The following is a 25,998-nucleotide window of genomic DNA, read 5'->3' as shown; positions in this document are numbered from 1 at the left end:
TCGCCCTTCAATTTCTGGCGGAAGGCCTGGACCAGGCTGTCGTTCGCGGGGACGCGCACGCGCCAGACCCAGCTGCTGCCGCGACGCTCCCATCCTTCCGGCGTGGGATCGATCGCGAAGGGAACCAACATCTCGACTTCGGCATCAAACGGCCGGGCGTTGGTCAGCGTGACCTGCCAGAGCCGGTAATCGGCATTCGGGTCAGGCTGGACCGCGACCTTATATTGGACGGCGGGGCTCGACCCGATGTCGTAATCGACGCGTTCGTCCTTCGCCTTGTCGCCAATCGCCGCTTCGCCGACGAGAAGGCGACGGCCGCCAACGCTCTCGAACACCGTCGCCATGCCGGCCGGGAGCGCGAGGCCGAGCCCGTCCGATTCGCGATTCTGCACGCGGAGGCGCATCATCAACGGCTGCGGCCGGCCATCGCCAAAATTATAGAGCGTCGCGGCATAGAGCTGCTCGACCGCGACCCTGTCCTTCGCGAGCAGCGCGACCTGCTTCTGCCCCTTCGCCGACACATCGACGCGAAAGGGGATGCGGTAGAATTTGAGATCGCCCAGGTCCTCGGCCGGAGGGGGCGGCGGGGCCGGGGGTGGCGGGGGTGGCGGCGGAGGCGGAGCCATTGCCATCGCGCGCCGGTCGCGGCGGCTGGCGGTCACCACCACCTCCTCGGCCATGACCGAGTCGTAATTCTGCTCGAACTCGATGATCGGCGGCAGTTCCCACAGGGGATGCGTGCTCGTGATGTCCATCGGCCAGCATTTGAGCACCAGCGGGCCCGGCGTGCTGCGCGGCAGCGGCGGGCTGTACATCTTGTTGAGGCGGCCCGCGATCACATTGAGCTGTGCCGCCGGAAAGCTCGTCATCCCCCCGTTCGCAACGGTGATCCATCCGGTCAGCCCCAGCGTCTTTCCGTCGGTGCCGCGATCGGCGACATAGTTGGCGGCCCAGTCGAAGCCTTCGGCGAGATAGAGAAGCTGGACCTTCACCGTCCGCGCCGCCTTGCTTTCGACAAGCACCGACAGCGTGGGCTTCGCTGAAAGATCCCTGGGCACGCGGGCGTAGAGCATGCGCTCGGGGAGGCCCGAACACGCGAGCGCCTCGACCCCGGCCGCGGTCTGGACGATGACGCCGCCATTGGGCCCCGACTGGATCACGGCTTCCTGTTCGACGACCTTTCCCGTCGCAAGGCTGGTGCGCCGCAGCGTGACGCTGCGCTTGAGATAGGCGTCGACGAGCCCCGCGGGCGACAACAGCCGCGCATCGCGATTCTTTTCGATCACCCCGTCGGGCAGGCCGCTGAGCACAGCGGTTTCGGGGAGCAGCCCCTCGGCCACGCCTTCGAATCGCAGCACCGACGTCCCCGCGGGCAAAGTGACAGTGCGCGTTTCGGTGATGAAGGCAAAGCCCCGCGGCCAATTGGGATCGATCGGCCCCGCGCCCCGCGACGGCGCGCGATAGACGGTGATCGCGGCATCGTCGATCTTGCCCGATACAGCGATCGGCGCCGGTGTTTGCGCGAGCAACGGTCCCGGCGCGAACAGCGCCGCGACCCACATCAACAGGGGCCAGGCCCGCATCGCCTATATCTCAGTAACGCGAATCGAAAGTGACGGTCACATCGACCTTGCCATTGGCGGGCACCGGCACCTGCCATTCGACGCGGTCGGCCGAGATGCGTTCGCCCTTCAGGCTTTCATCGCTGATCCGGACGTCGCCATAGAGCCCGTCCTGCGCGAGCAGCACGGTGACCGGCGCCGGCCGCGCATTGCTGACGGTGTATTTCATCTTCGTCACCCAGCGCGAATCGCCCTTGCGCGTGCGCGACACGACGGTGGGCTGCACCTTCACGTCGAAGGCATCGCCGGTGCGCAGCGACATCGCCGATCCCATCGGGGTGTGGTCGATGCGATTCTCGCCGATGAATTGCGGGTCGCCGCGCGCGTCGCGCATATAGACGCGGATCGTGCCTGCGGGCAGCTGGTCGCCGAGCCCGCCCTGCCGCGAGGTCGAGAAGCGCAGCACGCTCGCGGTGCTGACAGGCTCATTGTTGCTGCCGAGCCAGCGATTGACATATTCATAGGTCGAGCGCGCGGGGGCACCCTTTACGTCAAGGAAGCTCACCTGCTTCTGCTGCGCGTTGGCGATCGTCGTGCGCGCGGCGAGCGGATAGAGATAATAGTCGCCGAGCCGTTCGCGTTCGTTCGATTCGGTCCCCGCCGAATCCATCGCGCCGCTCATCTGGCGGAAGCCGCCGCCCCCACCAGGATTGCCCGCAACGAGCAAGGTGCGCGCGTTGGCGAAGGTGGTGCCGGTGCTGTTGGTCAGCGTCACCCAGCCCTGGATATCCATCGCGCCCTTCGCGGCGTCGAACAGCGCGACATAGTCGGCGGTCCAGCCGAGGTTCGGAGTAAGGTAAGAAAGGCGGGCGGGGACGGTGCCCGCACTCGCGGCGTCGACCGTCACCGACAGCGTCGGCCGCGCGCGCAGATTCGGCGGCAGCCGGTCGAACACCGCGCGCACCGGCAGGCCGTCGTCGCGCAGCACCTCGATCCGTTCGCCGATCTGGAGCACGATGCCGCCATTCGCCGCGAGCACCTTCGCACGCTCGGTGCGTTCGGCGCCGGTCGCGGGGTTGGTGCGGACGAGGGTGATCGACTGGCCGACCGCCTTGTCCATCAGCTTGTCGGGGGTGAGCAGGTCGAAATCGAAATTCTGTTCGACGATGCCGATGCCGGGACCTGAGAGCGTCACCGTCTCGGGACGGATGCGCGCCGACACGTCGGGGAACTCGATGCGGTTGCGCCCCGCGGCGACGCTAAGCTGGCGGTCGTCCTGCACAAGCGACTGGCCATTATTATAGATGGTGACCGCGACATCGCCCTGCGCGTTGCCGGTTGCGGCGTCCTGCGCGAAGAGGGCGGTCGACGTCCCGCCGACGAGCAGCGGCAAACAGGCCAAGGCCAACACGCGCATAAAAAACCTCCCCGCAGGATATCCCGCGGGGAGGCTATGTCATGCGAATCGGAAAAACCAGCGTGAAATCGTTGGCTTATTCGGCCGCTTCGACGTCGGTGTTGCGCGTCGCCAGCGTGCGGCGCGTACGGCGCGGCTTGGCGGCGGGCGCTTCGTCAGCGACATCGCTTTCGGCGCTGCGTTCGGGGCGCCCGATCGCGGGCGGCAGGACGGCGGTGTCGATCCCGGCGTTGCCGTTGTCACTATTGTCTTCTTCCTGACGCGCGCGGCGCGCGGGGCGCCGCGCGGGACGCGGAGCGGGTTCTTGCTCGGCGGCTTCTTCGCGCACGGCGGGCGCTTCGCTGCGATCATTCCGATCGTCGCGGACCTCGTCCTCGTCGCGCCCTCGAGCCGGGCGGCTGCGCGCCGGCTGGCGGTTGCCGCGACTGTCATCGTCGCGATTGCCGCGCGGTTCGCGATTGCCGCGATTGTCGTCGTCGCGGTCGCCGCGCGGTTCGCGGTTGCCGCGATTGTCGCGCTGGCCACGGTCGTTCCGCTCGTTGCGGTCGCCCCGATCATTGCCGCGATCGTTCCGTTCGCCGCGGTCGTCGCCATTGTCGCTGTCGTCGCGGCCGGTATCGGCTTCGAAATCGCTGTCGGTGTCGTCATGGCCGTCGAAATCTTCGACGCCGCGAATCTCGCGGCTACGGTCGTGGCTGCGTTCCTGCCCGTTCGCCGCGGCCTTTTCTTCCTGGCGGGCGCGGAAATCGCTCACGACGCGGAAATAATGGTCGGCGAACTGCAGATAATATTCGGTCTGGACCCGGTCGCCGGCAAGCTGCGCGTCGCGCGCGAGGTTGCGGTACTTCTCGATCATCTGGGCGCCGTTGCCGCGCGCGCGGCTGTCGATGCGGTTGGCCTGATCGACCCCGCCGCGTCCGCCCGATTGCGGCCGATTGTTATTATTGTTGCTGTTGTTGTTACGGCCGCGACGGCGACCGTTCTGCCGGTTGTTCATGTTCAACTGAGACATCCTGTCGATAAGCTAATAAGCTATGCCAACCCCTTTTGGCCGACCGCGCCACCCGCGCGTCGTGCCCGCGCTCCTTGCGCGGCTCTTGCCCTTTACCGCTTGCGCCGGACCCCACGGTCCCGCACCAGCATCGTAAGTGGGAAGCAGACCAGCCGGACCAGTATCGATGCTGTCCGCATCGCCAAAGGGACCCCGATCAGGTCTGTAAGCCGCCCCTACCGCGCTTTGCGGCGGAAACCAAGAAAATTCGTGTGGGCGTGTCAGGGGCGGGTCAGCTTCAGCGCCCTGTCGCGCCCGCCCAGATCCCGGGTGCAGGCGACTGCAAATCCCGCCGCTTCGGCGAGTTGCCTCACCAACATATGCTGCGTCGCCCCGATTTCAAGGATTGCAGCGCCGCCCGGCGCCAAAAGGCGCGGCAAATCAGGGATGATGCGGCGATAGTCGTCGAGACCATCGGCGCCGGCAAAAAGCGCGCCCGGCGGCTCGTGATCGGCGACATCGGGCATCAGCGCTTCGGACTCGGCAATATAGGGCGGATTGCAGAGGATGAGGTCGAATTGGCCGTCGAGTCCCGATCCCCAGTCGCCGGGCAGCAGCTTCGTCCGCTCTTCCATCCCGAGCGCCCGCGCATTCGCCTTCGCATAGTCCAGCGCGGTGGCGCTCGCGTCGACGCCGACCCCGCGTGCGTCGGGCCATTCGCTCAGCGCCGCAAAAAGCAATGTGCCGGGCCCAGTGCCGAGATCGAGGATGCGAGCCGGGCCCGTCGAACCGAAATGACTGACCGCCGCCTCGATCAACGTTTCGCTGTCGGGGCGCGGGATCAGGACGCCGGGGCCAACGCCGATGCGGATCGTCCAGAAGTCACGATAGCCAAGGATATAGGCGATCGGCTGATGTTCCATCCGAAACGCCACGAGTTGGGCGAAACGATCCGGAACGGCAAACCGCGTCGGATCGAGCAACAGTGCCTGCCGCTCAACGCCCAGCGCATGTGCCATCAACAATTCGGCATCGAGGCGCGCCGTATCCGATACCGCCGCCAATCGCTGCGCCGCGTCGCGCAGCGCGGACGCAACCTCAGTCACCCAGCCCCGCAAGCCGCTGCGCCTGATCCTCGGCGATCAGCGCGTCGATCAGTTCGTCCATCGCGCCTTCGATAATTTCGGGGAGGCGGTGGAGTGTCAGGTTGATGCGGTGATCGGTCACGCGCCCCTGCGGAAAATTATAGGTGCGGATGCGTTCGGAGCGGTCGCCCGACCCGACCATCGACTTGCGCGCCGAGGCCTCGGCACTGTGGATCTTCTCGCGCTCGAGGTCATAGAGCCGCGCGCGCAGCACCTGCATCGCCTTGGCCCTGTTCTTGTGCTGGCTGCGCTGGTCCTGCTGGATGACAACAAGGCCCGACGGGATATGCGTGATGCGGATCGCCGAATCGGTCGTGTTGACGTGCTGCCCGCCGGCGCCCGATGCGCGGTAGATATCGATCTTGAGGTCGCTGTCGTTGATCGCGACATCGACTTCCTCGGCCTCGGGCAGCACCGCGACGGTCGCCGCGCTCGTGTGGATGCGCCCCTGGCTTTCGGTCGCGGGGACACGCTGGACGCGGTGGACGCCGCTTTCGAACTTCAATTTGGCGAACACCCCCTGCCCGGTCACCGACGCGACGACTTCCTTGTAGCCGCCCATTTCGGCCTCGTTCGCCGAGATGATTTCGACCTTCCATCCCTGCCCGTCGGCGTAGCGGCTGTACATGCGGAGCAGATCGCCCGCGAACAGCGCCGCCTCGTCGCCGCCCGTCCCGGCGCGGATTTCGAGCATCGCGGCGCGCGCGTCAGCGACATCCTTGGGCAGCAGTTGGAGGGCGAGATCATGCTCGGCGGCGGGCAATGCCACCTCGACCTCCGCGATTTCCTCGGCCGCCATCGCTTTCATTTCGGGATCGGCGAGCATTTCGTTCAGCGACACGAGTTCGCCGCGGAGCCGCGCGACTTCCGCCGCCGCCTTCGCGACGGGTTCGAGTTCGGCGAACTCCTTCGACGCCGCGACGAAATCGGCGGGCGCCATGTCGCCCGTCGCCATACGCGCCTGCAACGCGGCGTGGCGTTCGATGATGGCGTCGATCTGCTTTTCGGAAACCTGGGCCATCAGAGTGCGCGAACGAGCGCCTCTGCCGCCTTCGCACGATCGCCATCGCCGCGCACATTGACGTGCGGTGCCCCGTCGCGCGTGCCGACCGAGATCAGGGCATGCGCGGGAATCTTCGCCGCCTTGTCGAAGCGCTTGCGCGGCGACCCGCTAGCCACGATCTCGGCTGAAAAGCCGCCACCACGAAGCGCGGTGAGCGCATGCATCGCGAGTGCGAGCTGGCTGTCGTCTTCGACCGCGATCACAGCGTCGAGGTGGCTGTCGATCACATCGTCGGCGAGCAACATAGACAGCCGCTCGATCCCGCCGGCCCAGCCTACCGCCGCGGTGGGCGGACCACCGAGCGCTTCGATTAGGCCGTCATAGCGGCCGCCGCCGATCACGGTGCCCTGCGCGCCCAGCCGATCGGTGACGAACTCAAAGGCGGTGTGGCGATAATAGTCGAGCCCGCGCACGAGCCGCGCATTGCGTTCCCAAGCGACGCCCGCGGCATCGAGGCCCGCCGTCACGGCGCCGAAGAAATCCTGCGCTTCGCTGGTGAGGAACGCGTCGATGTCCGGCGCGCTGTCGGCAATCGGGCGATCCTTGGGATCTTTGCTGTCGAGAATGCGCAGCGGATTCTTGTCGAGCCGCGCGACGCTGTCTTCGGACAGATCGCCGCGGTGCGCTTCGAAATGATCGACCAGCGCCGCGCGCCAGCCATCGCGGCTCGCGGCATCACCCAGCGTGTTGAGCGTCAGCGTCACGCCTTCGGAAATGCCGAGTTCCTTCAGAAGCTGGTCGGCGAAGACGAGCAGTTCGGCGTCGGCGAGCGGGCTGTCGCTGCCGAGCACTTCGGCGTCGAGTTGATGAAACTGGCGATAGCGGCCCTTTTGCGGGCGCTCGTAGCGGAACAGCGCGCCGTGCGTCGCGACCTTCAGCGGCGCGAACTGCTGCCAGCCGTTGGTGATGTACGCGCGTGCGATCCCGGCGGTAAATTCGGGGCGCAGCGTGATCGACTCGCCACCGCGATCCTCGAACGAATACATTTCCTTCGACACCACGTCAGTCGTCTCGCCAAGGCTGCGCGCGAACACCGCGGTCGGTTCGATCACCGGCACCTCGATCCGCTTATAGCCATAGAGACGGCGCACCCGTTCGAACGTGTCGACGACATGCTGAAAGCGGTCGGCGAAATCGCCGAGCATGTCCTGCGTGCCGCGCACAGCCTGCGGGGTCGGGATTTTGGCGGATTTGTCCTTGCTCATGGCGGCGGCGTCTAATGGTTTTTCGTCGAAAGGCAAAGTGCGCTTGCAGAGCGCGCGCTGGACCTCGCTGACGTTTGGCGGCAGAGGGGCGGCATGAAAAAAGCACTGTTCGTCGCATCGGCCGTCATCGCCGCGCCCCTCGCCTTTCTTCCCGCCGCCGCCCAGGACAGCTACAGTCGCCCGCAGCCGGTCGTCCAGCCGCTGACGATCCCGCTGCCCGCCGACAAGCCCTATCCGGGCACCATGTTGCTCAAGGTCGACGCGACCGACTTTGCGCGTGGCATCTTTCATGTGCGGCAGACGATCCCGGTGGCGAAGGCAGGCAAGCTCACCCTCCTCTATCCCGAATGGCTGCCCGGCAAGCACGCACCGCGCGGCGCGATCGCCGAAATGGCGGGCTTCCAGCCCAGCGCCGGCGGCAGGCCGCTGGCCTGGACGCGCCAGCCGACCGACGTCTACGCCTTCGACGTCGAAGTGCCCGCAGGGGTGAAGAGCATCGACGTCGCCTTTGATTTCCTGTCGCCGACCCGGACGAGCGAAGGCCGGGTGGTCGTCACCCCGGCGATGATGAACCTGCAATGGGAGCAGGTCAGCCTTTATCCGGCGGGCTATTTCACCCGCGCCATCCCGGTGCAGCTCGAAGTCACCTTGCCCGACGGCTGGACCGGCGCATCGGCGCTCGACGGCCTCAAGGTCTCGGGCAACCGCTACAGCTTCGCGCCGACCAACTATGAGGTGCTCGTCGACAGCCCGATGTTCGCCGGCAAATTTTTCCGCAAATGGGATCTCGGCAACAGGGTGACGCTGAACGTCGTCGCCGACGAAGCCAAATACCTCGAGGCGAGCCCCGACCATATCGCGCGCCACGCGGCGCTGGTGTCCGAGGCCGTCGCGCTGTTCGGCGTGCGCCATTTCGACCGCTATGAATTCCTGCTCGCGCTCAGCGATGAACTCGGCGGGATCGGGCTCGAACATCATCGGTCGAGCGAGAACAGCCGCAATCCCGACTATTTCACCAAATGGGACGACAATGACTCGCAGCGCGGGCTGCTCCCGCACGAGCTGACGCACAGCTGGAACGGCAAATATCGCCGCCCGGACAAGATGTGGACCGCCGACTTCCGCACGCCGATGCAGGACAATCTGCTGTGGGTGTACGAGGGCCAGACGAGCTTCTGGGATCTCGTCCTCGCCGGCCGCTCGGGGATGCAGTCGAAGGAGATGGTTCTCGCCGAATGGGCGACCAATGCCGGAAACTACAGCGTCCAGCCGGGGCGCGAGTGGCGCTCGGTCGAGGATACGACGCTCGACCCGATCATCGCGGCACGCAAGGCCAAGCCCTTCGCGAGCTGGTCGCGCAGCGAGGATTATTACAACGAAGGCTCGCTGATGTGGCTCGAGGCGGACATGATGATTCGCCAGGCGACGAACAACGCGAAGAGCCTCGACGATTTCGCGAAGGCTTTCTTTGGCGGGCGCGAGGGCGACTTTGGCCAGGACACCTATGATTTCGACGATGTCGTCGCAGCGCTGAACGCCGTCCACCCCTATGACTGGGCGACCTTCCTTCGCGATCGGATGCAGGCCAGTGGCCGGCCCGCGCCCACCGGCGGCATCGAGCTTGCTGGCTACCGCCTTGTCTGGCGCAACGCGCCCAACGCCTATGACCGCGACCGGATGGCCGAATCGAAAAAGACCGACCTCACCCATTCGCTCGGGCTGGTGATCGACAAGGACGGCAATGCCGACACGATCCTGTGGAACGGCCCCGCATTCAAGGCCGATATCGTCAACGGCACCAAGATCGTCGCGGTCGACGGACAGACCTATAGCCGCGAACGGATCGAGACTGCGATTCGCGCCGCGACCGACGGCAAGACCCCGGTGCGGCTGCTCGTCGAGCGCGGCGGGCGCTATCGCAATGTCGAGATCGACTATCATGGCGGCCTGCGCTGGCCGCACCTCGAAAAAACGGGGAGTGGCCCCGACTGGTTCGATCAGCTATTGGCGCCGCGCCGCCGACTGTAAAAGATTCGGCGGAGAACAGAATAAGGACTGACTTCTCCCATGCGCATCGACCTGATCCCCGCCGGCGACAGCCCGCCCGACAGCCTCAACGTCCTGATCGAAGTTCCGATCGGCGGCGAGCCGGTGAAATATGAATTCGACAAGGCGTCGGGTGCGCTCTTCGTCGACCGCTTCCTGCACACGCCGATGCGCTATCCCGCCAACTATGGCTTCGTCCCGCACACGCTCGGTGAGGATGGCGATCCGCTCGACGCGCTGGTCGTTGCGCGTTCGCCGATCGTCGCGGGCGCGGTGGTCAAATGCCGCCCGATCGGCGTGCTGATGATGGAAGACGATGCCGGCGGCGACGAAAAGCTGCTCTGCGTCCCGGTCAACAAGACTTTCCCCTATTATGCCGATGTTGCGAGCTACACCGACATGCCGCCGATCGTGCTGCAGCAGATCGAGCATTTCTTCACCCACTATAAGGATCTCGAACCCGGCAAATGGGCGAAGCTCAACGGCTGGGGCGATGTCAACGAGGCGAAGCGCATCATTGTCGAGTGCATCGAGCGCGCCAAGAAGATCGGCTTCTAATTCTTCTCCGTGGGCGCCGGGCTCTCGTCCGGCGCCCCGACAATCCGCACATCCTGCCGCGGATAGGGAATGGCGATCCCGGCTTCCTTGAAACGGTCCCATATCCCCAGGAACACCTCACCCTGGATATTGCCGAGCCCAGCCTCGGGGTCTGAAATCCAGTAGCGCAGTTCATGCTCGACCGCGCGTTCGCCGAACGCCGTGATCCACACCGCGGGTTCGGGCTCGTTCAATATGCGCGGGTTCGCGGTCGCGGTTTCGATGATCAGCCGCTGCGCGAGCCGCAAATCGCAGGCATAACCCACCGGCACGCGCATCCGCACGCGCACCTCGGGGCTCGCATAGCTCCAATTCTCGACCGGCTGCGTCATCAACAGCTCGTTCGGAATCAGATGCTTCTTGCCGTCGCGGGTGACGACATTGACCGCGCGCACCCCGATCTTCGCGACGCGCCCGACATTGGGCACCCCGCCGGGCAGCGTCGATCCGCCCATCGAACTGCCGTCGCCGACGACGATGATGTCGCCGGGCTTGATCGAACGGTCCATGAGCAGGATGATTCCTGCGATCAGATTGCCGACGGTCTTTTGCAGCCCGAAACCGATCGCGAGGCCGGCGGCGCCCGAAAAAACCGCAAGCGCGGTCAGGTCGATGCCAAGCAGGTCGATACCGAACAGCGACGCAAAGACGAACAGCGCGATCGCGATCAGCTTTTCGGCGAGCAGGCGCTGCGTCGCGTCGATTCGCGTATCGCGGCGGAGCAGCCATTTGATCGCGCGGAGCAGCACCCGCACCGCGAAGTAGAGCAGCACCGCGACGACGATCGTCGAAAGCAGCCCATAGAGCGACAGCCGATACGCGCCGACATCGATGCCGATCGCCTTCAGCGCTTCCACCGTGCGGAGGATGCCGTCGGGCAGCTCATCCATCGCGATCATCCCGCCATCGCGGCAAAGCCGCGTTCGAGGTCGACGATCAGGTCGGCGGGGTCCTCGAGCCCGATCGACAGGCGCACGAGCGGATCGGGGTCGGTCCACGCGGTGGCCGTGCGGATCGTCTCGGGGTTGCTCGGCACGACGAGGCTTTCATAGCCGCCCCAGCTGAAGCCGATCCCGAAATGGGCGAGCGAATCGATGAAATGCGTTCGCCCCGCCTCGTCGGCGCCCTTCAGCGTGAAGCCGAACAGCCCGCTTGTGCCGCCAAAATCGCGCGACCAGATCGCATGGCCGGGATCGCCCGGCAGCGCGGGGTGGAGCACGCGGCCGACCTCGGCGCGCCCCGCGAGCCAGTTCGCGACGACGAGGCCGTTTTCACCCTGACGCTGCATCCGCACATCGAGCGTCCGCAGCCCACGCAACATCAACGCACAATCGTCGGGCGAAACCGCCTGGCCGAGCTGGTAGGTGGCGCTGCGCAGTCGCGGCCACACCGCTTTCGTCGCGGTGAGCGATCCCATCATCGCATCGCTATGCCCGCCGACATATTTGGTGAGGCTCATCATCGTCACGTCGACGCCGTGCGCGATCGCCGGGAAGAGCAGCGGCGTCGCCCAGGTGTTGTCGAGCATCGTCAGCACGCCGCGTTCGCGCGCCGCCGCGACGATCGCCGGAATATCCTGCACCTCGAAGGTCAGGCTGCCCGGCGATTCGAGGAAGATCAGCTTCGTCTCCGGGCGGATGAGGTCGGCGATACCCGCGCCGACGAGCGGATCATAATAGGTGGTTTCGACCCCGAGCCGTGCGAGCATGGCGTTGCAGAAGGCGCGCGTCGGTTCATAGGCGCTGTCGACCATCAGCAGATGATCGCCGGGCGACAAGAGCGCGAGCAGCCCGGCCGAATTGGCGGCAACCCCCGACGGATAGAGGAGGGTCCCCTCGGCGCCCGGCTCCATCTGCGTCAGCGCGTCGGCAAGCGCCCACACCGTCGGCGTCCCGCGCCGGCCGTAATAGAGCTTGTCGTGCGTCGCGTGCCCGCGCGCCTTCAGGTCGGCGATATTGTCGTAGAGAATCGTCGAGGCACGCCACACCGGCGGGTTGACGACGCCGCCGCCGAGCCGCGGGTCGCCGGTCCATTCGGGGCGCCGCCCGCCCTGCACCAGTTTCGTCGCAGGGCGGAGGCTGTCATCGTCGCTGTTGTTCATCCCCGCTTGTTAGCGGAGCATTGGGCAAAATCCACCCTTCGACAGATGGATATTCGGGCCGGCTAGGCGTCAGGCCGCGCCGGTCGCCTTGGGCGTCGCCGGATCGGCGCCCCACTCGACCCAGCTGCCGTCGTAAACCGCGACATCGTCCTTGCCGAGCAGATGCGCGCCGAAAGCGACGACGGTCGCGGTCATGCCGCTGCCGCAGGTCGTGACGAGCGGCTTGTCGAGATCGACCCCGGCTGCGTCGAAGGCCGCCTTGAGGGCGTCGCCCTGTTTCCAGGTGCCGTCGGCGTTGAACAGCTCGCTGTGCGGCAGGCTGCGCGAGCCCGGGATATGGCCGGGTGCGACACCCGGACGCGGATCGCGTTCTTCGCCGGTAAAGCGCGCTGCGGGGCGCGCGTCGACGAGCTGTTCGGCGCCGCTGTCGAGATTGGCCTGCACCTGTTCCTTGGTGCGGACTGCCTTCGCGTCGCGCCACACAGTGAAATGGCGGTGGCGCAGCGTCTGCTTGCCCATTTCGAGTGCGCGGCCCTCGGCCTTCCATTTGGCGAGGCCGCCATCGAGCAGTGCGACATCGTGCGCCCCGAACAGCTTCAGCAGCCACCAGGCGCGCGCCGCGCTCTTCAGCGGGCTGTCGTCATAGATCACGATGCGGCTGCCGTCGCCGAGGCCCAGCGATTGCATGCGGCTGGCGAATTTTTCGGCGGGCGGCGCCATATTGTCGATACCACTGGTCGTATCGGCAAGCTCGGTCAGGTCCATGAATACCGCGCCCGGAATGTGGCCCGCCTCATATTCGGCGCGGGCGTCGCGCCCTTCGTCGGCGAGGAATTTCGTCGCATCGACGACCCGCAGGTCCGATGCCCCCAGTTCGCGTTCCAGCCAGTCGGTTGAGACCAAGGCGTCCATGTCATGCTCCTGTTGCGGCCGGTCGGGAACCTTGTTTGCCTGTCCCTGTCCCGGCCATCCTGCTGTGGCTTCTTTCCGGGGATAGTCAGCCTATGCCCCGCCCGGCGCTTTTTCAAGCGCGGTCGAGATGTGCCTCAGACGATGCTGCACCGCAACAAAAAAGCAGTGCCATTTCAAGCCAAACTATTGCGCGCGCTTGATCGCCGTCGCGCGCGCGCCGGGCCGGTCGACCGCATAGGAGGCACGGTCGAGCGGCAACGGTGCGAGCTTTTCGCTCCCGCTCGCGCCCTGTTCGCGGCCGATGACAAAGCTACCCGCATTCTGGCCGAACGCCTCGCCCTCGCCGTCCCAATGATAGGTGACGTCGAACGCGATGACGGGGACGAGCATCGGCTTGCCGCCGATCATCAGCGGTTCGATCGTGGCGCGCGGCAACATGACTTCGGTCGACAATTCTTCGCCCGCTCCGACGGCGAGCGCCATGTCGTCGCGCAGCACGCTGCCGCCCGCTCCGTCGAAGAAGCGCGCAAGCACAGGCTCGTTCATCGCTGACCCCTGATTGAGCGCGATGCGGACCATCATGCCCGTTGCGGGGGCGGTGCCCTGATTGAGCAGGTTGAGCGCGAAACCGACCGCGACATGGTCGGGCGCGAGGCGAATGCTGCGAATGTCGAGCGTCATGCCGACGATGGCGCGTTGCTCGCCGGCCGGGCGGGTGACAAGCGGGTGAGCAGCCTGCGGCTCGGGCTGCGGCATCGGCGCGCGCGCCGGTTGCGGGGCAGCGGCGCGTGGCGCCGGCGCGGCAGCGGGTTTGGGCACCGACGAGGTAGCGGGTTTAGACGCGGGCGGGGCGGCGCGAGTCGCGGGGCGCGGAGCGATAGGTCGCGGCGCCTCTTCGATCTCGTCGACGACCGGACCTGCAGGTGCCGTGCGGCGGCGCCAGTACCAATAACCGACGCCAACCGCGGCGAGCGCGGCGAGCAGCCAGGCCCAAAGCGGCGTGCCCGACGGGGCGGGCGCCGGCGGTGCGGCAGGCAACGTCTCGTCTGCCGCAACCGGCGCCGCATCTGTCGCGGGCGGAGCGGGCGTCGCCGCCGGATCGAGCGGCGGCAGCGCCGCGCTGTCGGTCGCGGCCGGAAGCGCCGGCGCTGCGGCGTCGGGCGCAGGCGCCGCGCGCGGGGTTGCCGTCGTGGGCGTATCGCGGCGAGCGGGTGCCGGCGCGGGCGTCGCCACCGTCGCGGGCTGCGTCGGCATTACGCGCGGCGGCGTTGCTGGCTGGACCGGGGTTGGCGTGGGGGTCGGGGCGGGCTGGCCGCGCCGCTCGCCGGGCGCGACCGGCGGCAGGCCATTATCCGATGGGCCCTGCACGCCCGGGGTGCGGCCTTCATCGGGAGCGGGCGGCAGGCGGAAATCGAGCGGGCGGGTCGACGAGGGCGCCGGAGTCGGAGTCGTGTCCTGTGCCTGCACGGGGACGCCCCCCGCCAGCAACAGCACGAGCGCGGTCAGCGGCAGCGACGCCGCCTTGCTTCCCTGCCCCGTTTTTCCGTTCGTCATTCTTCTTCCGCGACCTCGAACCAAATATAGTGTCTGCGCCGCTGAATTGGCGCTGAACCCGGCCGCTTCCGTCCAACGAGATCGGTGACATCGGCCGCGCTGCGCACTAGAGCCTTTCCATGACCGATTCCAGCCCCACGCCGCTGGCGCCGAAACATCTCGGCCAATCCAGCGAACTTCCTGCCGCTCCCGAGGCGGCCGTCCTCGATTATGTCCCCAATCCGCGCGCCGGCGAGCTTTATCTCGTGCGCTTCGCCGCGCCCGAATTCACCTCGCTTTGCCCGGTAACCGGCCAGCCCGATTTCGCGCATCTCGTCATCGATTATGCGCCCGGCGACACGATCGTCGAATCGAAGAGCCTGAAGCTGTTTCTCGGCAGCTTCCGCAACCACGCAGGTTTCCACGAGGATTGCACAGTCGGCATCGGCCGCCGCCTGTTCGACGAAATGCAGCCCCGCTGGCTGCGCATTGGCGGCTACTGGTACCCGCGCGGGGGCATCCCGATCGACGTCTTCTGGCAATCGAGCGCGCCGCCGGAGGGCCTCTGGCTCCCCGATCAGGGGGTCGCGCCCTATCGCGGACGGGGTTGATTCGCCTGGCGGCTTAATGTTCGGGGCGCGGCACCAGATCCATCGTCTGATCGCCTTTCAGCGCATAGCTGTACCAGAACCATTTGTTGTTGGCGTCCTGCGTTTCCTTCTTGAACGCAGCGATCAGGCGCTTGCCGTCGGTCTTGACATAGATGGCGCCGTCGACGCTGACATTGGACCGGCCCAGCGTGTCGACGTCGGCGTTCATCGCCTTCGCCAGCGCCTCGCGCGCCGCCTTGCGCGCAGTATCCGACAAGGGCGCCCCGTTTTCGTCCATGCTCGGACCGCCCGCCGCAAGCAGGTCGATGTTGCGTTTGAGCCGTTTGACGAGCGCCGCATCCTCGGTCTCGCGCGTCGAACGCTGCAACTCGGTCGATAGCAGCACCGGTGCGGCGCCGCGCCCCGCTTTCCCGAGCCGGCCGAGCAGGTCGGGTCGTGGATGGACATAATTCACATCGTCATCGCCCGAAGAGATGACGAACGCCGCCGGATTCACCGCGCTCAGAAATTCGTCGGTGACGTCCGACGCGCCATGGTGGCACGCCTTCATCACGTCCGAGCGGAACCGGACGCGCGCCGCGTCGAGCATCGCATCGCGGTCCGCCTCGTCCTGCGGCCAGGCGTCGAGCCCGGCGTAGCGCGTCAGGAGGAAGCGTTCGGAGGCCGTGTTGAGATCGCCGCCGAACAGGATCGAGAATTCGCCGAAGCGCAGGCGCAGGATCACCGAATGGCCGTTCTTCGTCTTGGCAGCATCGCCAAAGACGCGCAGCCGCAGCTTGCCCGTGGCGTCGCACTCGACCCATGGGCCGAGCACCTCGATCGTATAGCCATCGCGCTCGCCCGGCGCGAAGCCCGGCATCCAGCGGGCACCTTGCGCGAAGCTGCCATGTTCGGTCGACAGCATCGAAAAGCTGCCGACATTGCCCTTGGCGATCGCGGTCGCAATCAGCTTGGCAAAGGTCCGGCTCGACGGGGTCCCCGCCGGATCATAGAGCGCGCGCGCCGCTGCGTCGCTTTCGACGATCCGTTTCAGGTAGCGCACCCCGTCGGCATCGGGCTCGGTGACGCCGCCCATGCCCTCGAGCCCCTCGCCGGTCGGCAATTCGAGCGCCCCATTGTGATAGAGATGCTCGAAGCTGATATCCTTGTTCGAAAAGATGCTGCGAAAGCCGCCATAATGATCGAGGTCGGCGTGACTGATCACCGCGGCGTGGAACGCCATGCCCGCACGATAGGTGCCGAAACGCGAATCGAGGAAATCGCGCATCGCCTGCCCCTTGCCCGCGTCGACGATAATGACGCGTTCCTGCTGCCCCGCCGGCAAGCCGGGGTCGGTCGCGCGCTCAGGGGTGATCAGCACCGACCCGTCGCCGATCCCGACGTCAAGGAAGATCATTTCGAGCGGGCGGCGGTCGGTAACCTCGCTGGCGCGAATCTTCAGCAGCCGGCGCTTCGCCTCATCCTTCCACGCCCACCGGACCCAGCGCCACTCGCCGGCCTGCGGCATGTCGGGCGCCAGCGTCAGCCAGTCGCCCCACAAGACTTCGCGAACCTTCTTGCCATGATCGTCGCGCAGGAAGATCTTGTCGTACGACCCCGCGCCATCGGCGCTGCCCGGCAGGGCGACGAAAACATGCTCCATGACATCCCTCCGCATGATTGCAGGAGACTTCTATCATGCCCGTCATGACCGATATTGGACGCTTGCGCCCAAAATCGGGCTACAGCCCAGATTCATCTTTCCGTCACAAAATATTGACATTAGTGTCAGCGATATGAGTTCCGCTTCCCTTCCGCACGATCATGCGATTGCCGTCGGTTCCGACCAGATCGATTTCATGGGTCATGTGAACAATGCCCACTATCTCAGCTGGGTTCAGGAGGCGGTTCTCGCGCACTGGCGCCACATCGCGCCGCCCGATGCCGTCGCGGCGCATCTGTGGGTCGCGCTGAAGCACGAAATCACCTACCGTCGCCCCGCCTTTCTGGACGATCAGGTCATTGCGACCGTGATCCTCGAAAAGGTTCAGGGCGCACGCGCCTTTTACGAAACGATCATCAAGCGCGGCGAAGAGGTGCTCGCCGAGGTCAAGTCGAGCTGGTGCTGCATCGACGCCAAAACGCTGCGACCCGCCCGACTGGCGAGCGAGGTCGTCGCGCGATTCTTCCCAGCCGAGAAAATCTAGCCGGGCCGAATTATCGGGCGGTGTTTACGGGCTTACCGGATCATCGTCGCCATCGACCGCCAGCCACACGCCGCCGGCGATGATCGCGAGGCCCAGCACGATCGCAATCCAGCTTGCGCCTTCGAGGTCATTCTGGTCGTCGATAACGGAAAGCGCACGCGGCGCGGCCGAAGCGACCACCGGCGAAACAACCATCGAAATAGCGGCGAGCGAGACCGCAGCCTTCTTCCAGGGAATCATAGCAAACTCCTTTGACAGCCGCATCGAAACGCGGTGGACAGGCGTTTGTTCCAATGTCGAAAAAGGCGGCTGGACCGACTAGGCCGCCTCGAACCGGACCGGCAGGCGCTTCAGCCCGCCGACGAACACCGATTCGACGCGTGCGGGTTCGCCCGTCAGTTCGAGGCTTTTCAGCCGCGGCAGCAATTCTTCCATGAGGATACGCATTTCCATCCGCGCGAGATGCTGACCAAGGCAGACGTGCGCGCCGAAACCGAAAGCGATCTGCTGGTTCTTCTCGCGGTCGGGGTTGAACGCAAAGGGATCGCCAAACACAGCCTCGTCGCGATTGCCCGAGACATAGTTCAGCATCAGCCAGTCGCCTTCGCGAATCGTCTGGCCGCCGATTTCGACATCCTCTTTCGCGCTGCGCATGAAATGCTGGACCGGGGTGGTCCAACGGATCGCTTCCTCGATCAGCCCCGCCTTGTCGCTGTCGGCCGCGCGGAACCGTTCGAACAGCGCAGGGTTCTTGGCGAGTTCCATGATCGCGCCTGCGGTGGAGGCGCTCGTCGTGTCGTGTCCCGCAGTCGCGATAATCATATAATAGCCCGCGAGCTCGCGGTCGGGGATCTGTTCGCCGCCGACCATGGCGTTCGCGATGACTGTCGCAATATCCTCGCGCGGATTGGCGCGGCGGTCGGCGGTCAGCGCGCCGAAATAATTTTCGAAATCGGCGATGACATAGTTGAGCATCGCGATCGCCTGTTCGGCCGACGTGATGGCCTCGCGGCTGCGGTTAAGCTCCGGATCCGTCGGGCCGAACAATTGCTGCGTCAGCATCAGCATGCGCGGCTCGTCTTCGGGCGGCACACCCAGGATATCCATGATGACGCGCAGCGGATAGTGCGCCGCTACATCGCGCGCAAAGTCGGTTTCTCCGCCGGCCGCGAGCATATGATCGACCGTTTCGCGCGCGATCTGGCGGATGCGATCTTCGACGATCTTCAAATTCTTGGGCATGAACCAGCTCTGCGTCAGCAGCCGGTATTTCATGTGATCGGGGGCATCCATCTGGACCAGCGAGCGGATCAGATGGCCGTCATTATTCGGGGTCGCCGCGCGCGCCAGCGCCTCGCCGTCGCGGTTGGTCAGCACCGTCGGGCGGATGCCGTTCGCGAAGCGCTGCGGATCGCGGCTGATCGCCATGATGTCGGCGTGGCGCGTCACCAGCCAGAACGGGTCATGGTCGTGATTCTCGGCAACGGCCAGCGGCGCGTTCACGCGCGCCCAGGCAAGCTGCTCGTGCAGCGGGTCCCAATTGCCATATGCGACGGGGTCGACAACGGCGGCGGCTACCTCTCCAGGCAATATGGGTTTTGTCATGCAACCCAAGCTGCCGCATCGCGTGCCGTCTGTCGAGCCCAGACGACGGCCTGCCGAAAGGGGGCGTTGCGCCGGCGGGTGCAGGAGCCTAGCCGGGCCGAATAATCACACCGGGGATCGCATCCATGAAATATCCGACTCGTCATCTGCTTGTTGCCGCCGTCTCGTCGCTCAGCCTCGCCGCCTGCGCTGCCCAAGCCGGGGTCGAATCCCCTACGCCCGTCGCTGCGGCACCACCCGCGTTGGCCGGCGCGCCGCTCGACACGAGCGTGCCGAGCCAGCTGCCGCGGATCGCGCGGCCGATGCATTACGACATCAGCGTGACGCCCGACGCAAAGGCGCTGAGCTTTGCCGGCGAGGCAGGCATCGATCTCGAACTTTACGAACCCTCGGCAACGCTGACGCTGAATGCGCTCGACCTCAGCTTCGCAAGCGCGAGCTTGACCGGCGCCGACGGCAAGACGATCCCGCTGACCGTCGCAATCGACGCCGCAGCGCAGACCGCGAGCTTCACCGCCCCCGCGCCGCTTGTGCCCGGCAAATACCGCCTGAGCACCCGCTACACCGGGGTGATCAACACGCAGGCGAACGGACTTTTCGCGCTCGATTATCCCGACAAGGTCAGTGGGGGCGAGACGCGCGGTCTGTTCACCCAGTTCGAGGCGCCCGATGCCCGCCGCTTCGTCCCGAGCTTCGACGAGCCGAGCTACAAGGCCACCTTCACCCTCTCCGCAACCGTTCCGGCGGGCGACCTTGCGGTGAGCAACATGCCCGTCACGAGCGAAACCCCCGTCGCGGGCGGCAAGAAGAAGGTGACCTTCCAGATCTCGCCCAAAATGTCGTCCTACCTCCTCTTCTTCGCGACCGGGAATTTCGAGCGGCTCGCGGCGAAGAGCGAGAGCGGCGCCGAGGTCGGCATCGTCTCGCCCAAGGGATCGGGCGAGCAGGCGCGCTTCGCGCTCGACAGCCTCGGCCCGCTGCTCGGTTATTACCGCGACTATTTCGGCCAGCCCTATCCGCTGCCCAAACTCGACAATGTCGCGGGCCCCGGCCAGTCGCAATTTTTCGGCGCGATGGAAAATTGGGGGGCGATCTTCACCTTCGAACGCATCCTGCTCGACGATCCGAAGATCACCAGCGATGCGACGCGCCAGCAGATCTACACGACGCAGGCGCATGAGGTCGCGCACCAATGGTTCGGCGATCTCGTCACCATGGCGTGGTGGGACGACCTGTGGCTCAACGAAGGCTTCGCGAGCTGGATGGAAACCAAGGCGAGCGACCATTTCCATCCAGACTGGCAGCCCTTGCTCGACCGCGTCGACGGCCGCGAGGGGGCGATGGCGCTCGACGCCTTTGCAACCACCCACCCGATCGTCCAGACGATCCGCACCGTCGAGGACACCAACCAGGCGTTCGACGCGATCACTTACCAGAAGGGCGAAGCCGTCATCACGATGCTCGAAGCCTATGCCGGCGAGGATGTCTGGCGCGATGGCCTGCGCACCTACATGGACAAGCATAAATATGCGAACACGCGCACCGACGATCTGTGGAACGCGGTCGAGGCGGCGGGCGCGAAGGGGCTGACTGCGATCGCGCATGACTTCACGAACCAGCCGGGCATTCCGTTGCTCCGCGTCGGCGGCGTGACCTGCGCGGGCGGCAACACGACCGTCCAGCTGACGCAAAGCGAATTTGCACGCGATCGCAAGGACAGCATCGATGCCCAGAATCGTCGCTGGCAGGTGCCCGTCCTCGCGCGCGCCGGCAATGGTTCGGTCGCGCGGCAGGTCGTCGCGGGCGGTACTGGCACACTGACCCTGCCCGGTTGCGGCGCAGTCCTGCTCAATGCGGGTCAGGCGGGCTATTATCGCACGCTTTATTCGCCCGCGGCGCTGACCGCGCTGCGCGGCGATTTCGCAAAACTCACGCCGATCGACCAGCTCGGGCTGATCGGCGACAATTTCGCGCTCGCTTACGCCGGCTACCAGCCGATGGGCGCCGCGCTCGGCCTGCTGACGGCGGTGCCGCAGGATGCGAACCAGAAACTGCTCGGCGATGCGGCGGGTCGTTATAGCGCGCTTTACGGCATGTTCGACGACCAGCCCGCGGTGCGCAAAGCAATCGCGGCGCGCGGCACCGCGGCGCTCGGCCCGGCGATGCAGCGGCTCGGTTTCGATGCGCGGGCCGGCGAGCCCGCGCTCGACAGCATCCTGCGCTCGCAGCTGCTCGGCACGCTTGGGACGCTGGGCGACGCCAGGGTGCTGGCGGAGGCGCGCCGCCGCTTCGCGCTGCTCGACAGCAATCCCGCGACGCTCGACGGCCCGCTGAAATCGCGCTGGCTCGACATCATCGCGGCGAACGCGAACGAGGCCGAATGGACCAAGCTGCGCGCCATGGCGAAGGGGTCGAAATCGGCGGTCGAACGCAGCGCCTTCTACACCTTCCTCGGCAATGCGAAGGATGCGGCGCTGGCGAAGCGCGCACTCGACCTCGCGCTCACCGACGAACCGGGCAAGACCGTCAGCGCCGGGATCATCGGCGCCGTTGCGAAAAATCACCCCGAACTCGCGGTCGATTTCGCGCAGGCGAACCAGGCCGCGGTCGACCGGCTGATCGACGCCTCGGCGCGCGCGCGCTTCCTCGCGGGCCTCGCCGCCGCGTCGAACGATCCGGCGATGATCGCGAAGCTCGAGCGGATCGCGGCGCCGCTGCCCGCCGATGTGCGCAAGCCGTATGACAAGACGCTGGCCAGCTTGAAGGAACGCAGCATCAGCCGGCCGCGGATCAAGAGCGAAATCGCCGCCTGGCTGAAGGCGAAGTAGGGGAAGAGCCGCGGCCGGTCAGTCGGCCGGCTGCGGCGTTCCGACAGGCATCGCGCTTTCCCATTCGGCGCGCGCGCGGCGAATCATTGCCTTGAGCGCGTCGGCATGGCGCTGCCACGCGGCGGCGGCCTCCACATTCCATGCGGCCCCCGCCGCGGCGCCCAGTTCGGCGACCGTCATGTCGATGAAGGCGTCATATTCGGCGATCGGCAGCGGCCCATAGGCACGGTGGGTGAAGACGAGTTCGGCGACGAGCGGCCACACCCAGCCTTCGCCCTTCGCCAGCCCGAACATCATCTGCAGCGTCTCGTCGGTCATCCGCCGCGACGAGGCATCGACGACCATGAAGCTCGCGCGGCGGTCGGGGAACGCCGCGAAGAAACGGTCGAACAGTGCGTGGCGAATGTCGATGCCGGCGTCGGCGACGCCGGTCAGGCTCGCCTCCATCAACGCGGCATCGGCTTCGCTCACTTGAACAGGCTGCCCAATATCCCGCGCATCAGCTGGCCGCCGAACTTGCCCGCGACCTGCCGGCCGAGATTGGTCGCCGCCGACCGCGCCGCCGACTCGACCATCTTCTCGGCGAAGCTCGGCTTGGCGGCCTCGCGCGCCGCGGCCTTTTCCTGCTGCAGTCGCACCTTCTCTTCGGCGACCTTGCGCTTCGCTTCTTCCTTCGCGGCGATCGCGGCCTGCTTGTCGGCCTCGACCTGCGCCTTCGCTTCGATCGCGGCGGCCTGCGCCTGTTCGGCCTTGGCAGCGAGCAGTTCCTCGGCGCTTTCGCGGTCGACGGCGGTGTCATATTTGCCCTCGACCGGCGAGATCGACTTGATGATCGCGCGCTCCTTGGCGTCGAGCGGCCCGGCGCGCGAACAGGGCGGCTTGATCAACGTGCGCTCGACCGGCGAGGGCGCGCCGTCGGCCATCAGCAACGAGACGAGCGCCTCGCCAACCTTGAGCTCGGTGATCTCGCGCGCGACATCGACCTTTGGGTTGGGACGGAAGGTTTCGGCAGCCGCCTTCACCGCTTTCTGGTCGCGCGGGGTGAAGGCGCGGAGCGCATGCTGGACGCGGTTGCCGAGCTGGCCCGCGACATCCTCGGGAATGTCGATCGGATTCTGCGTCACGAAATAGACGCCAACGCCCTTCGAACGAATCAGGCGCACGACCTGCTCGATCTTTTCGGCGAGCGCAGGCGGCGCGTCGTCGAACAGCAGATGCGCCTCGTCGAAGAAGAAGACGAGCTTCGGCTTGTCGGGGTCGCCGACCTCGGGAAGCGTCTCGAACATCTCGCTCAGCATCCAGAGCAGGAAGGTCGCGTAAAGCTTGGGGCTCGCCATCAGTTTGTCGGCGGCGAGGATGTTGACATAGCCGCGGCCATTTTCATCGGTGCGGATCATGTCCATGATGTCGAGCGCGGGCTCGCCGAAGAAATTGGCGCCGCCCTGTGTTTCGAGCGTCAGCAACTGGCGCTGGATCGTGCCCACGGTCGCCTTCGACACATTGCCATATTTGGTCGTGAGTTCGTCGGCATTTTCGGCGCACCACGACAGCATCGCCTGCAAATCGCCGAGGTCGAGCAGCAGCAGATTCTGTTCGTCGGCGACGCGGAACGCAATTGCGAGCACGCCTTCCTGCACCTCGTTGAGCCCCATCAGCCGCGCGAGTAGCAGCGGGCCCATTTCGGAAATCGTCGTGCGCACGGGATGTCCCTGTTCGCCGAACAGGTCCCAGAAGATCACCGGATTGTCGCGATAGCCCCATTCGCTGTCGCCGATCTCGGCGGCGCGCGCCGCGAAAATCTCGTGCATCTTCGAAGTCGGGCTGCCCGCCATCGCCATGCCGGCAAGGTCGCCCTTCACATCGGCGACGAACACCGGGACGCCGACCGCGGAGAAGCCCTCGGCCAGCCCCTGCAAGGTCACCGTCTTGCCGGTGCCGGTCGCACCCGCGATCAATCCATGGCGGTTGGCGCGCTTGAGCACGAGCGACTGGCGCGGGCCGTCCGCTGCGCCGCCTCCGCCAAGGCCGATATAGATTTCGCTTGCCGTGCTGCCGTCGCTCACCCGCTGTCCTCCATCAAGATTTGGCAGCAGGGTAGAGCGGCGGCGCAGCGCTGCCAAGCGTCATCCCATGATGAAGGCGTTGAGCTTGTTGCCGTCGGGGTCGCGGAAATATCCGGCGTAAAATCCCTCACCGCGCGGTCCCGGAGGGCCTTCGCAGCTGCCGCCATGCGCGAGCGCGATTTCGTGGAGGCGGTGGACCTGCTCCTTGTCCTTCGCCTGAAGCGCGACCATCACGCCGTTGCCGACCGTCGCGACATTGCCGTCGAAGGGCTTCGTCAGGCCGATACCCGCACCGCCATCGGGCTTGCCCCACGCGATGAAGCCGTCGAATTCCATCATGCGCGGCGTGTCGAGCTCCGCGGCGATCGCATCATAAAACTCCGCCGCCTTCGCGAGATCCTTCGTTCCCAGCGTCACATAGCCAATCATCATCTTTCTCCCGACTCATCACCATGGGAACATAATATGAACAACGAAGGCGCCGCGCAAACAAAAAGGGGCGCCACACCCGAAGATGCGGCGCCCCTTTTATGGGTATGAAGCCGGAACTTATTTCACGCGAATTGCGACGAAGGCCGACGGCCCGCCACGACGCAGGATTTCGAGCAGCACCGCATCGCGGCCTGCCTTTTTCGCGTCGGCAACCGCCTTGGCGAGCGCCTCACTCGTCGTGACGGGCGTGCGGTTCGCGCTGAGGATCACGTCGCCGCGACGCAGGCCCTTGCGGCCTGCATCGCTGTTCGCAGAAGCGGCACCGACGACAAGCCCCTTGGTTCCGGCGTCGACGCCGACCGCGCGGGCGATATCGGGAGTCACCGTCTGCACCGACAGGCCGAGTTCGTCCTGGAGCGCCTTGTCAGCGGCGCCGGTCGGATCCTCGGGGGTCGTCTGTTCTTCTTCGGGGTCGAAGTTGCTGCCGGTCAGTTCTTCCTCGGGCGGACGCGTGCCGACGAGCGCCTGGATCGTCAGCGTTTTGCCATCGCGGATAATCTCAAGCGGGATGCGCGTACCCGGTTTGGTGTTCGAGACGATGTACGACAAGGTCTGCTGCGGCGTGACATCCTTGCCATTGACCTTGGTCACGACATCGCCACGCTTCAGCCCTGCCTTTTCGCCGGCCTGCGCGGGCTCGACGCGCTGGATGAACTCGCCACGATCCTTGGGCAGACCGAGCGCCGCAGCCAGATCCTCATCGACCGGCGCGATGCCGATGCCGAGATAGCCGCGCTGGACCTTTTCACCAGCGCGCAGCGCGTTGATCACGGGAATAGCCGCATCGGCCGGAATCGCAAAATTAACGCCGATGTTCGCGCCGACGGGCGAGATCAGCATGTTGTTGATGCCGACGACATTGCCTTGAAGGTCGAACAACGGGCCACCCGAGTTGCCGCGATTGATCGCGGTATCGGTCTGGATATAGCGGTCATAGGCGCCGCCCTGCCCGATGTTGCGCTGAACCGCCGAGATGATGCCAGCGGTCACGGTCGAACCGAGGCCGAGCGGGTTGCCGATCGCCACCACCCAGTCACCGACGCGCGCCGTGCTGCTGTCGGCGAACTTCACGAACGGCAGGCCGCTTGCTTCGATCTTGAGCAACGCAAGGTCGGATGCCACGTCGCGCCCGACGATCGTCGCCTTATATTCCTTCTGGTTGGTCAGCGTCACGGTGACCTGATTGACCGCCTCGCCACGCGGGCCGCCCGAAATGACATGGTTGTTGGTGACGATATAGCCGTCGGCCGAGATCAGGAATCCCGAACCGCCGCCCTGCTGTTCCTGCGTGATCGGTTCGCGCGTACCGGCAAAGGGGTTCAGCCGGACGCCGAGCGTGACTTCCTGCTTGGTCGAGATGTTGACCACCGCGGGCTGCAGCTGTTCGACGAGGTCGGCGAAGCTTTCGGGCGCGCCCGAACGGGGAACGACCTTGGCGATTTCGCTCTTCTCATTCTGAGCGACCTGTGCCCCAACGGGGGACTGGGTGACCAGCGCCAGCGCGGTGCCACCCGCCAGCAAGGCCGAAGTGATGCCATAAACATAACGCACGATCGGTATTCCTCTTCGTTCTCGAAAACTCAACTGCCCCGGCTGCGGCGGTCTGCGGCGAATTGGCTGAACGGCGATTGAACATGAACG

Annotated in this window: 22 protein-coding genes (1 of these 22 only partly in view); 5 read left to right on the top strand and 17 right to left on the bottom strand. The window is 65.9% G+C overall.

Annotated features, from left to right (window positions below):
• The 6 genes from GGC65_RS15775 to hisS form a co-directional block, all read right to left on the bottom strand.
• A protein-coding gene (locus GGC65_RS15775; protein WP_192648029.1) for a DUF4139 domain-containing protein crosses the window boundary here: on the bottom strand, positions 1–1,583 show its 5' portion. The gene continues 4 nt to the left of window position 1, outside the view; the window shows 1,583 of its 1,587 coding nt (coding positions 1–1,583); it begins with the start codon at positions 1,581–1,583; its stop codon lies beyond the left edge, outside the window.
• A gap of 10 nt (positions 1,584–1,593) precedes the next feature.
• A complete protein-coding gene (locus tag GGC65_RS15770; RefSeq protein WP_192648028.1) occupies positions 1,594–2,979 on the bottom strand; it encodes a DUF4139 domain-containing protein in 1,386 nt (461 codons plus the stop codon).
• 76 nt (positions 2,980–3,055) lie between these two features.
• Positions 3,056–3,991: a DUF4167 domain-containing protein gene (locus GGC65_RS15765; RefSeq protein ID WP_192648027.1), complete on the bottom strand. Its 936-nt coding sequence runs from the start codon at positions 3,989–3,991 to the stop codon at positions 3,056–3,058.
• A 260-nt stretch (positions 3,992–4,251) separates the two neighbouring features.
• Complete coding sequence (prmC, locus tag GGC65_RS15760) at positions 4,252–5,076, bottom strand: peptide chain release factor N(5)-glutamine methyltransferase (protein WP_192648026.1); 825 nt, start codon at positions 5,074–5,076, stop codon at positions 4,252–4,254.
• Positions 5,069–6,136: a peptide chain release factor 1 gene (gene prfA, locus GGC65_RS15755; RefSeq protein ID WP_192648025.1), complete on the bottom strand. Its 1,068-nt coding sequence runs from the start codon at positions 6,134–6,136 to the stop codon at positions 5,069–5,071. Before prfA ends, prmC begins: the two co-directional genes overlap by 8 nt.
• On the bottom strand, positions 6,136–7,383 hold the full coding sequence (gene hisS, locus GGC65_RS15750) for a histidine--tRNA ligase (protein WP_192648024.1): 1,248 nt from the start codon (positions 7,381–7,383) through the stop codon (positions 6,136–6,138). Before hisS ends, prfA begins: the two co-directional genes overlap by 1 nt.
• 93 nt (positions 7,384–7,476) lie before the next feature.
• On the opposite strand from hisS, the gene GGC65_RS15745 reads away from it, so the two are divergent.
• Together GGC65_RS15745 and ppa are read left to right on the top strand one after the other, a co-directional pair.
• Positions 7,477–9,411 carry a M61 family metallopeptidase gene (locus tag GGC65_RS15745; RefSeq protein ID WP_192648023.1) on the top strand — a complete coding sequence of 645 codons (1,935 nt, stop codon included), beginning with the start codon at positions 7,477–7,479 and terminating at the stop codon, positions 9,409–9,411.
• A 39-nt stretch (positions 9,412–9,450) separates the two neighbouring features.
• Positions 9,451–9,987 (top strand): inorganic diphosphatase, encoded by a 537-nt coding sequence (ppa, locus tag GGC65_RS15740; protein ID WP_037516908.1) that lies wholly within the window; start codon positions 9,451–9,453, stop codon positions 9,985–9,987.
• On the opposite strand, the gene GGC65_RS15735 is transcribed toward ppa, so the two are convergent.
• From GGC65_RS15735 to GGC65_RS15720, 4 genes are all read right to left on the bottom strand, one after another.
• A complete protein-coding gene (locus GGC65_RS15735) occupies positions 9,984–10,916 on the bottom strand; it encodes a mechanosensitive ion channel family protein (RefSeq protein ID WP_225940848.1) in 933 nt (310 codons plus the stop codon). The genes ppa and GGC65_RS15735 overlap by 4 nt on opposite strands.
• A gap of 5 nt (positions 10,917–10,921) precedes the next feature.
• The gene (gene metC / locus GGC65_RS15730) at positions 10,922–12,127 is read right to left on the bottom strand and encodes a cystathionine beta-lyase (protein WP_192648021.1); all 1,206 of its coding nucleotides are present in this window, start codon (positions 12,125–12,127) and stop codon (positions 10,922–10,924) included.
• Between the two features lie 69 nt (positions 12,128–12,196).
• Positions 12,197–13,039, bottom strand: coding sequence for a 3-mercaptopyruvate sulfurtransferase (sseA, locus tag GGC65_RS15725; protein WP_192648020.1), 843 nt, complete (start codon positions 13,037–13,039; stop codon positions 12,197–12,199).
• A gap of 183 nt (positions 13,040–13,222) precedes the next feature.
• Positions 13,223–14,593, bottom strand: coding sequence for a hypothetical protein (locus GGC65_RS15720; protein WP_192648019.1), 1,371 nt, complete (start codon positions 14,591–14,593; stop codon positions 13,223–13,225).
• A gap of 119 nt (positions 14,594–14,712) precedes the next feature.
• Here GGC65_RS15720 and queF point away from each other — a divergent pair, with 119 nt between their 5' ends.
• A complete protein-coding gene (gene queF / locus GGC65_RS15715) occupies positions 14,713–15,183 on the top strand; it encodes a preQ(1) synthase (RefSeq protein ID WP_192648018.1) in 471 nt (156 codons plus the stop codon).
• Between the two features lie 13 nt (positions 15,184–15,196).
• Here queF and GGC65_RS15710 read toward each other — a convergent pair whose 3' ends face one another.
• A complete protein-coding gene (locus tag GGC65_RS15710) occupies positions 15,197–16,825 on the bottom strand; it encodes a ComEC/Rec2 family competence protein (protein ID WP_192648017.1) in 1,629 nt (542 codons plus the stop codon).
• 133 nt (positions 16,826–16,958) lie between these two features.
• Here GGC65_RS15710 and GGC65_RS15705 point away from each other — a divergent pair, with 133 nt between their 5' ends.
• On the top strand, positions 16,959–17,369 hold the full coding sequence (locus GGC65_RS15705) for an acyl-CoA thioesterase (protein ID WP_192648016.1): 411 nt from the start codon (positions 16,959–16,961) through the stop codon (positions 17,367–17,369).
• Between the two features lie 24 nt (positions 17,370–17,393).
• On the opposite strand, the gene GGC65_RS15700 is transcribed toward GGC65_RS15705, so the two are convergent.
• Together GGC65_RS15700 and GGC65_RS15695 are read right to left on the bottom strand one after the other, a co-directional pair.
• Entirely contained in the window at positions 17,394–17,609 is a 216-nt protein-coding gene (locus tag GGC65_RS15700) for a hypothetical protein (RefSeq protein WP_192648015.1), read from the bottom strand.
• Between the two features lie 78 nt (positions 17,610–17,687).
• Entirely contained in the window at positions 17,688–18,974 is a 1,287-nt protein-coding gene (locus GGC65_RS15695; RefSeq protein ID WP_192648014.1) for a cytochrome P450, read from the bottom strand.
• A 125-nt stretch (positions 18,975–19,099) separates the two neighbouring features.
• Here GGC65_RS15695 and GGC65_RS15690 point away from each other — a divergent pair, with 125 nt between their 5' ends.
• Positions 19,100–21,802, top strand: coding sequence for a M1 family metallopeptidase (locus GGC65_RS15690; protein ID WP_192648013.1), 2,703 nt, complete (start codon positions 19,100–19,102; stop codon positions 21,800–21,802).
• A gap of 18 nt (positions 21,803–21,820) precedes the next feature.
• On the opposite strand, the gene GGC65_RS15685 is transcribed toward GGC65_RS15690, so the two are convergent.
• The 4 genes from GGC65_RS15685 to GGC65_RS15670 all read right to left on the bottom strand — a co-directional run bounded on the left by GGC65_RS15685 (position 21,821) and on the right by GGC65_RS15670 (position 25,908).
• Positions 21,821–22,273, bottom strand: a complete 453-nt coding sequence (locus tag GGC65_RS15685) for a hypothetical protein (protein WP_192648012.1) — start codon at positions 22,271–22,273, stop codon at positions 21,821–21,823.
• Positions 22,270–23,865 (bottom strand): helicase HerA-like domain-containing protein, encoded by a 1,596-nt coding sequence (locus tag GGC65_RS15680; RefSeq protein ID WP_413052733.1) that lies wholly within the window; start codon positions 23,863–23,865, stop codon positions 22,270–22,272. The genes GGC65_RS15685 and GGC65_RS15680 overlap by 4 nt, the downstream gene beginning before the upstream one ends.
• A gap of 60 nt (positions 23,866–23,925) precedes the next feature.
• Positions 23,926–24,294, bottom strand: coding sequence for a VOC family protein (locus tag GGC65_RS15675; RefSeq protein ID WP_192649568.1), 369 nt, complete (start codon positions 24,292–24,294; stop codon positions 23,926–23,928).
• A gap of 120 nt (positions 24,295–24,414) precedes the next feature.
• Positions 24,415–25,908, bottom strand: coding sequence for a trypsin-like peptidase domain-containing protein (locus GGC65_RS15670; protein WP_192648011.1), 1,494 nt, complete (start codon positions 25,906–25,908; stop codon positions 24,415–24,417).
• Positions 25,909–25,998: the final 90 nt, after the last annotated feature.

The sequence above is a fragment of the Sphingopyxis sp. OAS728 genome (genome assembly GCF_014873485.1).
In the GTDB taxonomy this organism is placed as follows: Bacteria; Pseudomonadota; Alphaproteobacteria; order Sphingomonadales; family Sphingomonadaceae; genus Sphingopyxis.
This window is presented reverse-complemented; position numbering and strand designations above follow the sequence as displayed.